General features: G+C 65.8%; 12 protein-coding genes. 4 read left to right on the plus strand and 8 right to left on the minus strand.

The genetic code is table 11. The annotated features are described in order from the left end of the window. Nucleotides 1–466 precede the first annotated feature (466 nt). Nucleotides 467–679 (plus strand): hypothetical protein, encoded by a 213-nt coding sequence (locus tag ACFV9C_RS43985; RefSeq protein WP_380203956.1) that lies wholly within the window; start codon nucleotides 467–469, stop codon nucleotides 677–679. A 40-nt stretch (nucleotides 680–719) separates the two neighbouring features. On the opposite strand, the gene ACFV9C_RS43990 is transcribed toward ACFV9C_RS43985, so the two are convergent. Then, nucleotides 720–1,052, minus strand: coding sequence for an Lsr2 family protein (locus ACFV9C_RS43990; RefSeq protein ID WP_380203958.1), 333 nt, complete (start codon nucleotides 1,050–1,052; stop codon nucleotides 720–722). A gap of 581 nt (nucleotides 1,053–1,633) precedes the next feature. Here ACFV9C_RS43990 and ACFV9C_RS43995 point away from each other — a divergent pair. Continuing rightward, entirely contained in the window at nucleotides 1,634–1,774 is a 141-nt protein-coding gene (locus ACFV9C_RS43995) for a hypothetical protein (RefSeq protein ID WP_380203960.1), read from the plus strand. A gap of 64 nt (nucleotides 1,775–1,838) precedes the next feature. Here the strand turns inward: ACFV9C_RS43995 and ACFV9C_RS44000 are convergent, their stop codons facing one another. The 7 genes from ACFV9C_RS44000 to ACFV9C_RS44030 form a co-directional block, all read right to left on the minus strand. Beyond that, complete coding sequence (locus ACFV9C_RS44000; protein WP_380203984.1) at nucleotides 1,839–2,600, minus strand: Pycsar system effector family protein; 762 nt, start codon at nucleotides 2,598–2,600, stop codon at nucleotides 1,839–1,841. Nucleotides 2,601–2,652: 52 nt separating this feature from the next. Next, nucleotides 2,653–2,925 (minus strand): hypothetical protein, encoded by a 273-nt coding sequence (locus ACFV9C_RS44005; protein ID WP_380203962.1) that lies wholly within the window; start codon nucleotides 2,923–2,925, stop codon nucleotides 2,653–2,655. A gap of 247 nt (nucleotides 2,926–3,172) precedes the next feature. Continuing rightward, nucleotides 3,173–3,478: a hypothetical protein gene (locus tag ACFV9C_RS44010; RefSeq protein WP_380203964.1), complete on the minus strand. Its 306-nt coding sequence runs from the start codon at nucleotides 3,476–3,478 to the stop codon at nucleotides 3,173–3,175. A gap of 2 nt (nucleotides 3,479–3,480) precedes the next feature. After that, entirely contained in the window at nucleotides 3,481–4,179 is a 699-nt protein-coding gene (locus ACFV9C_RS44015; protein ID WP_380203966.1) for a hypothetical protein, read from the minus strand. Between the two features lie 706 nt (nucleotides 4,180–4,885). Further along, a complete protein-coding gene (locus ACFV9C_RS44020; protein WP_380203968.1) occupies nucleotides 4,886–5,155 on the minus strand; it encodes a hypothetical protein in 270 nt (89 codons plus the stop codon). A gap of 548 nt (nucleotides 5,156–5,703) precedes the next feature. After that, the gene (locus tag ACFV9C_RS44025) at nucleotides 5,704–5,967 is read right to left on the minus strand and encodes a hypothetical protein (RefSeq protein ID WP_380203970.1); all 264 of its coding nucleotides are present in this window, start codon (nucleotides 5,965–5,967) and stop codon (nucleotides 5,704–5,706) included. Next, nucleotides 5,967–6,236, minus strand: coding sequence for a hypothetical protein (locus ACFV9C_RS44030; protein ID WP_380203972.1), 270 nt, complete (start codon nucleotides 6,234–6,236; stop codon nucleotides 5,967–5,969). Before ACFV9C_RS44030 ends, ACFV9C_RS44025 begins: the two co-directional genes overlap by 1 nt. A gap of 137 nt (nucleotides 6,237–6,373) precedes the next feature. Between ACFV9C_RS44030 and ACFV9C_RS44035 the strand changes: the two genes are divergently transcribed. Together ACFV9C_RS44035 and ACFV9C_RS44040 are read left to right on the plus strand one after the other, a co-directional pair. After that, complete coding sequence (locus ACFV9C_RS44035) at nucleotides 6,374–7,144, plus strand: GntR family transcriptional regulator (protein ID WP_380203974.1); 771 nt, start codon at nucleotides 6,374–6,376, stop codon at nucleotides 7,142–7,144. Nucleotides 7,145–7,161: 17 nt separating this feature from the next. Further along, nucleotides 7,162–7,869 carry a 2'-5' RNA ligase family protein gene (locus tag ACFV9C_RS44040; protein WP_380203976.1) on the plus strand — a complete coding sequence of 236 codons (708 nt, stop codon included), beginning with the start codon at nucleotides 7,162–7,164 and terminating at the stop codon, nucleotides 7,867–7,869. The last annotated feature ends 28 nt before the right edge of the window (nucleotides 7,870–7,897 follow it).

A 7,897-nucleotide genomic window follows, 5' to 3' on the forward strand; every position in this document is an offset into this window, starting at 1 on the left:
CGCCGTGCCGGCCCGCCTCTTTCCGAGCCCATCACTGTCGGCCGCGAGGGATCTCACGCATGGACCAGCATGTTCCCTCCCTGGCGCAGATCGCAGAGAGCCTTGCGCGCTGTGACCGTCCGAACTGGGCACGGCTCTTCGAGGCTGTTGTCGGCGCCATGAACACGTGGGATCCGGGGCGGCAGACTGCTGCCAGCCTCGCGAAGGATCTCTCCGAGCTGCGCTGGAGGTTCCGGAGTGTGGAAGACATCCGGGTCTGCGCCATGCCCCGAGCTCTACACCGAAGCTCAACTGACTTAGTGGATTCACTGCGGTCCCGCATGCTCCGGCAGCGCCGGGATTCAGCGCACGCACCGTCTGGTGCTTGCAGAGCACACTCCGTGGAAAGTTCACTCTCCGTCATCGATGACGTGATCGACCCTCCATGCCCACTCCGGCGCAATCCCGGGTAGACGACGACCGCGACATGACTGCCGCCGAAAAGGTTGCCGCCATCAACGTCATACTCGCCGACGAGACCAGCTCGTTCGAAGAGAAGATGGCAGCGATCCGCACCGTTCTCAACCACAGTCGGCAACTCCGGTCGCGTCTCGACCCTGGCTGGAACCCCGACGATGACCCCGAGGTGTACGGCCGTTCCCGGAGGACTCAAGGACAATCGCGCAACCTCGAGCCCTGATCTCATCCACCGCGACGACCGCCGGCTCGCGTCTGAATCCCTAGTTGGCCTGGTTGTAGGCCTCACGGACGCGCCGCGAGACACGGCCCCGGTCGGCAACCTGGTAGCCGTTCTCCCGCGCCCAGGCCTTGATACGTCGGGTCTCGGCAGCTTCGGCGGCGCTCCGGCGCGGGCCGCGCCGCGACGGTGCCGATCGCCGGCCAGCGGCGATGAACGGCTGCAGAGCCCTGCGGAGCGTGGCCTCGTGCTTCGTCTTCAGGTCGATCTCATAGGAAGCCCCGTCCAGGGCGAATTGCACCGTCTGGCCTTTACCCGCAGGGATATCGCTGCCGTCGAGATCGTCGGTGAGTCTGATCGTGGTCCGCTGAACCATTTGATTCTCCTCGTTGGGGGCCGTAACGGCGCGACAGCATCGAACACGATGTCAGACTCTGTCTGCTACCGCACGATCGGCTACGCTCCGCGCGGCAAGGGGGTCACGCGGGCATGGGTCGCAAGTCGGCACGCGATCAGGAGAATCGACTTCATCTGTACTCCACGCCGCGTGGGGTGCAAGTGAGGCAGCTGGTCAGCGCCGTCCCGCGCGGGCATGACAGCCAGCCGGCACAGTCGCAACGCCGCGCATGGGCGCTTGATGGTGGCACCTGATGGTGGTGCCTGATGGTGGTGCGGTTCGGCTATTCAGTCCTGACCAGGGCTGCATGGTCGCGTTGACGTCGAGTCAGGCCCGACCTTCGTCTGTGGCCGGATGGTTCAGCTTGTGATGTCGAAGCAATCGGTCTCACATTCTGTTCCTGGGTGACGAGCCTGCTGAGGCGGGCAGCTCAGGGCATCGACGCACGTCGGCATGCCGGAGCCGACCGAGGCTGAACAGGACGTCGCTCGGCCTGCTGTTCCAACGCTGTGGGCGTGTCAGAACCGGCCGCCCGGGCTTGCGCGGGTGCAATTGGCGGTATGAGCCACACAGCCGACGAACCGAACACCACCGAGGCCCACACGGACGACCTTGCTGATCACTCAGCCACTGATGGTCTCGGTGTCGATGACGCAATCGAGGAGTCCCTCCTCAGCGACTTCACGAGCGACGACTGGTGACCGTCGTGGACCAAGCCAGCCGTACGGCTGAGGTCGGTGATCCCTCTGGCGGCACTCGGCTTGCTCAGCCGACAGCGACAGCGGCAACGCTGAGGATCAGTCCGCACGCGCCGGCGGCTACTGCCCACCCGAGTACGGCGTACTTGGTGTGAACGATGCGAGCGAGCTCGACGGCTTCGCAGGTGGCCGCGGCGAGCTCGTCGATACCGCGGAGCGCCGCGGCGAGTTCGTCGGCTGACAGCCGGCGCACAGCGCCGAAGTTCATTCCGGCGGCATTTCCGGCGCCCGTCGATGGGCGTGGCATGCGAGGGCGCACGGCCCAAACGACGGCCAGGACGCTCGCGAGGAGGAACGTGGTGGCCAGCCATCGCAGTGGTTGATTGACGTGCAGCGTGCTGCTGCCAGCAGTCCAGCTCAGCAGCGTCGCAGCAGCGATCGACACGATGAAGGCGGATTTCGTGTCAGCCTTGGTGGTCTCGCCATTGCTCGTGGCGACCAGGTGCCAGGCACGCGCTGTCGCGGCTTGATCCTGCTCGACCTTCGACTGCAGTTCGTGGAACGCGTCGATAGCGGCTGCTCTTGTGGCCACGCAGTCTGAGTCCATGCAGGTCCGCTTCTCAACGAAGTTGAAGGTCTCGTCCATGGCTTTGACTGCGTCGGCGTGCACGAGGAAGTGCTTTGGCTTCGAGGTATGTTCCTTCGACCGGAGCTGCCAGCACACACCGTCCTCCAGGCATGCCGCGACCGCGGCAATACTGGGGGCGATCTCGGTGACGCTGGCCTGGCTGGTCTTAACAGCTGTGCTGGTCAATGAGTCGCGGGTCATCGTCACCCTGTCGTGTCCTTTCGTTTACGGCGGGCCGGCACACGTGTTGTGGTCAGCAGGTAGGTCTTGGTAGGGCGAGGTTGTAGATCCGGTCGTATTCGGGTTTGCCGATCCGTCTGATCAGCTCCTCGAGTGGCCCGCACACCAGCAGTGCGTGGAGGCCGGCCGCGGTGACGTCGAGATCTTGCAGAGCCTGCGCGTCGATGTAGCGGCAGGGTGCGTGCTCGAGGGCGTGCCGTGCGCCCCGGTGCCGGCAGTGCCAGGCGAAGGCGACCGCGGCCGCGCGATCGGTGTCGGACATCTCGCCCCAAGCAGGCAATGTCATCTCGGCGACCCTCGTCGGCGCACTACGGGCATCTTCGATCAGCTCCTTTGGGCAGGCGGCAGCGAGCAGTGCCGCGCGATGGTGTCGTGACCCGTCGACGAGCCACCGCACATCACGTCAGCAACAGGGCGCAGCAGCAGGGCGCAGCAACCTCGCCGGACCACCCGGCATGGGGTCCCTTGGGTTTGCAGGGCTGTGAGGTGTGGTCGCGGTTGCGGTCGCAACCACACCTCACGGGAGGGTTAGGTCACTGTGCAGCGGTGGCCGAATGGCTGCTGCGCCGGAAGCACAGAGAGCACTCCCGGTCGGGCTCCTCACGGGTCGCACCGCACCGCAGGCACAACGGCTGCTCGAGTGCGAGCATCAGCCACTCAGCCTGCCACCGATCGCGGACCTGCTCGGACAGTCCAACGCCCTCGCTGTTGAGCACCTGGGCATGAGTCAGGACTTCGATGCGGTCCGGGTGGTCACCCAGCACCTGCCAATCCCACAGGTGCGGCGTGGTCTCCGGGCCATGGTCGATCGCCAGGACGACATAGGTGGTGTAGGACATCATCAATCCCTTTCGACGCTGACGACCTCGAACGACACCAGATCGAGCGAGCTGCGGTCGTTGAGCGCATCGATCACCAGCTCGCGATCGACCTGATCGCGGGCCTGGTCGTCGTCGTGGCCGGTGACGGTCAGTGTCAGTGTCACCGTGACATCGACCTCGGCGCGGTGATCGAAGACCCGCGCGGGCAGGTCGTGCTCGCGCATGAACTCATCGAAGCGTGAGCACAGATCGTTGCTGTTGGCCCATTCGTGGGCGTCCTCGACGAGCGAGGCCTTCCACCAGTTCTGCTCCTGCTGCGCCCGGTCAGCGTCCGCGTAGGCCGTGCTCAGGGCCTTGAGGGCGAACGTGGCGGGCTGATCTGCGGAGCCAATGACAACCCGATCAGCGTGCAGGCTCGAGACCTGCACAGAGTGGGTCGACACCACGCCGTTGCGGTGCAGACGCGCCGTAACCTGCGGGCCGGTGACCGGTTCAACGAGGCCGATCCAGTCTCCGAGCGCGGCCCCGCTGAGGTTCACGACCTCGCCGGGCTCCGGCAAAGGCGTCGCGTCGGCGGGAATCTCGCTCCGCGCGGTTGCGGCGACCACACGGCCTGACGAAGGCCAGTAGTACGCACGAGCCTTGTTCTGCGGCGCGGCGGCCCCGCTCTCTGCCGCCTGAGCTGATGTCTGAGGCGCAGTCTCAACTGTTGTGGACATAGGGAAACTCCCTCGGTCTGGGGTGGCTAGCCCCGGTGGTTGGTTCCCCTCCACGCTAGCGCCAACCGCAGCCCTAAACATCATTCCGGCGCCCGATTGTTCACCCCCGAAGCACCCCGCATGGGGTCTTCGGGGGTGAACAACTGTGGCCTGTGCGGCCGGCAGCGTTGCGCGCGGGGCCGCAAGGGCTGGACGTCCTGGCGAGTGCGTCGCCGTAGGCACTGGGTTGTGTGGTGCCTCAGGCAACGAGAACGGCGCTGACTGTCTTGGCCAGCTGGGTTGTCCAAGATCCTCAGGGACGCTGTGCGAGGTCTGCCGACCGATGCATCGCTCGACCACCAAGCCCCACGCCATGACGTGGGCAGGGCCTTGGCCCCGCTGGATTCGCGCCGATGTCGAGCACTGGGGGCGCATGTGTCTCAGCATGCGATCTGCCATCCCAACCGCAACGCAACGGCCAAAGGGGTCCGCCGGCGCACTGTCGTCCACTTCGGTTTCGGACGGCTTGTCAGGTGAAACCCGCCACAGGCGGCGCATTCAGTCCAGTCGACCACAGCCCAGTTCGGGACAGCTCCGTTCACCGTGGCACGCCCTCTGGCAACGCGAGCCGCGTGCAGTTCCGCTTTGACGTCCTTCAGCTCATTGAGGCGGTGCTTGCCGGTGGCACTGCACGTGGGCCAGCGGCGGCGATGCCGGCAGCTGTTCTTCACGGCGACCTCTTGAGCCGTGTGCCGACGACCACCCAGAAGATGAGCAACGCGAGGTTGATGACCGCAACATTGCGGAACCAGGTCGGCATGTCGCTGTACCGGTCCGGGGCGCCGTACAGGACCCAGATCGCACTGAGGCCGGCTACGCCCATGGTCAGAGCGGTCGCCACGATCCTCCATGCCTGGACGCTCAGCCAGGGGCCTTTCGATCGGCCGAGTTCGTCGGTTGGCGGGGGTTTGCGGGTCTCGTTGCTGGAATCGCTCATCGTCATCATCTCCGGCTTCAGCTCGGGTAAGGGGTCTGGATCTCGCGATACCTCGCGGTCGACTACTGGGAGCGCATCGCGTCGGCCTGCAGCATTCGGCCGGCATCCAACGCGCCAGCCACTCCAGTCCGTGCCCGCCCGTGGCGAGCAGGGTTGCGACAAACCACGGCGCCAGAGCGTCGGACGAGATGCGCAGCGCTGTGCTGAGCCTGCCGATGCCGGTCGCTGGCAGGTTCGATCTCCCATCGACATGTTCGGGGTGGTGCCCGGTGGCGCCCGCGCCGGAATCGCAGGGAGCGCCACCGGGGCCGATGAGGAGCACGACGGCTGCCTGCCGATCAGGAACGACCGGCACGTCCGAAGCAGTCCGGCCCATTCGCTAAGGACCGCCTGTCGAGGTGCTCATATCCACAGAAGGCCCAGTCCCGGCCCGGTCTGTGACAGAGGGGCCCGAAGTTCTTCTCGCCGGCTCCTCAGCACGGCGTTGGGTCGGTGTGACCGGCGGCAGCGCAGGAGAGCAGAAGGGACTGCCGCCGGTCACACCGGGTTCACTGGCGGCACGAGGCCGCGAAGTGGTGGACGAGGCCATTGCCGGTTGGATCGTCGATCCACTCGATGACGGTGGCTCCGTTGTGGCCGTGGATCGCCAGTACAGCCGTGATGTCCGGCCACACCGACGTTGCGGGATGGTCTCCGGTCCACCGCAGCGCCACCGATCCGTCGCTGAACTCGACGCCCTCTGCGGGGTGACCGGTGCCGCTGACGCCGGACACGTCGTGGCGGCGGCACAGCCGAAAGCGGCGAAGGCGCATCAGCGGCCAGCCCCACCGAAGCCCGTCAAGGCCCACTGTCGTTCGTCGTCTGGGAGCCACGGCGGGCTGGTCTCGTCGGCCGCTGGCGCGGTCGTGATGTGCAGGCCGGCGAAACCCGCGGCCATCGCGGCGGCGTACCGGTCGGCGAGCTGCTTGTCGGCGCGGTAGGTAGCGATCCGGTATTGGCCGAACCACACGTGGATCACCTGAGGGGTGGCCTGTTCCACCGTCACGGCCCGAGCAGGCCGTACGTCCATGTCCAGGTCCATCAGATCACCCCTCGAGCCCGAGAACAGGTCTTTAGGTCTTTAGGTCTTTAGGTCTTTGTACGGACCTCTCCAGAGTGACTCAGCGCGTAAGCTGAGTCAAGAGTTCTTATAAAGACCCAAAGACCGAAGGAGTCCGGGTGCCGGCTCAGCTGAAGAACCAGTACGTCGCGAACTCACTGCGAGGCGACATCAGGTCGGGCAGGTACGCTCCAGGCGCCAAGCTGCCGACGGAGAGCGAGCTGGCCGACCACTTCAAGGTCTCGGCAGTGACCATCCGGTCGGCATTGGCTCAGCTGCGCTCCGAGGGCCTGATCGAATCGATGCAGGGCCGTGGAACATTCGTTCAGTCGCGCAAGCTCCGCTCGCGGTACTCCCGGGCACGCTACGGGCGTGCCCGTAGCGACCGACAGCTCCTCAGCTCCGACCTTGAGCATCGGATCGTGGAGGCCGGCCGACAGGTCGTACCGGATCACATCGCGGTGGCAATGGAGATCTCTCCCGATACCGAGGTCATTGCGCGGCACCGTCTTCTGTCCGACCCGGTCACAGGCCAGATCGAGGAGATCGGCGCGAGCTACCTTCCGCTAGGGATTGCCGCGGGCACCTACCTCGAAGATCCGGTCGTCGTACCGAAAGCCCTGTTCCTGTGTGTGGAGGAGCTCGCCGGCAAGACGTACACCTCGGCCCGTGACGTCTGGCGCGCAGGACCTCCGACCGTCGAGCAAGCTGTTGCACTGGGACTGCCGAGCGGCGCCGCCGTGGTCCACCTCATCCATGTCGCCCGGGCGCAGGACGGAACGATTCTCGAGGTCTCCGAGTCGGCTTGGTCCGCGACCCACGTGCAGATCATCGACGAATACGACATCCCGGAGGAGGCCGAACTGCCTCCCCAACACTCTGACATCTGACCAGGAGAACTACGTCTGTGAGCACCCCGATCGACTGGACCACGACGCACGCCGATGCCTTGCGCAACCACTGGTGGTGGCGACCTGGCTGGCAGGTAGGCACCCGGTTCTACACCTGGCACCTGACCTTCGACGGTCGCGAAGGTCTTCACCAGCTCGTCGACCACTACCAGTCCGTGCTCTCGCCGTTCGGCGGACTTGACCTGGTTCCCCGCCGCTGGCTCCATGTCACGATGCAGGGTGTCGGCCACGTCGCTGACGTCGACGATGCCCAGGTCGACCGCATCGTCACGGCGGTGCGGGAGCGTTTGGCCCAACTCGACCGCGTATTCGTCCAGTTCCACCGCCCGATCGTCCGACCCGAGGCGATCGCAATCCCGGCGCTGCCTTCGAACCAGATCACCCAGGTACGAGACGCTATCCGCATCGCACTGGGCGAGGTCCTGGGAGCGACCGAGGTCCCCGAGGCAGCCGCGGGTTACCAGCCGCACCTGAGCCTGGCCTACTCCAACGGACAGCAGCCCGCGGCCGAGATCGCTGCCGCGCTCGACGCCTCCCCTGGCCGGCCCGTTGACCTTGAGGTGACCGAGGCGGCCCTCATCGTCCAGCATCGCGATGACTACATGTACGAATGGTTCATACGGGCCCGAGCGCCGATGGGCCATACCCCCGGTTCTTGGACACGGTGGTGGATTTATGCCGCTGACGGGAGCGTAGCGGTGTAGTTGGTCTCGTGGGTGTTCGGGGACTGGT

Source organism: Kribbella sp. NPDC059898 (assembly GCF_042730855.1).
In the GTDB taxonomy this organism is placed as follows: domain Bacteria; phylum Actinomycetota; class Actinomycetes; order Propionibacteriales; family Kribbellaceae; genus Kribbella.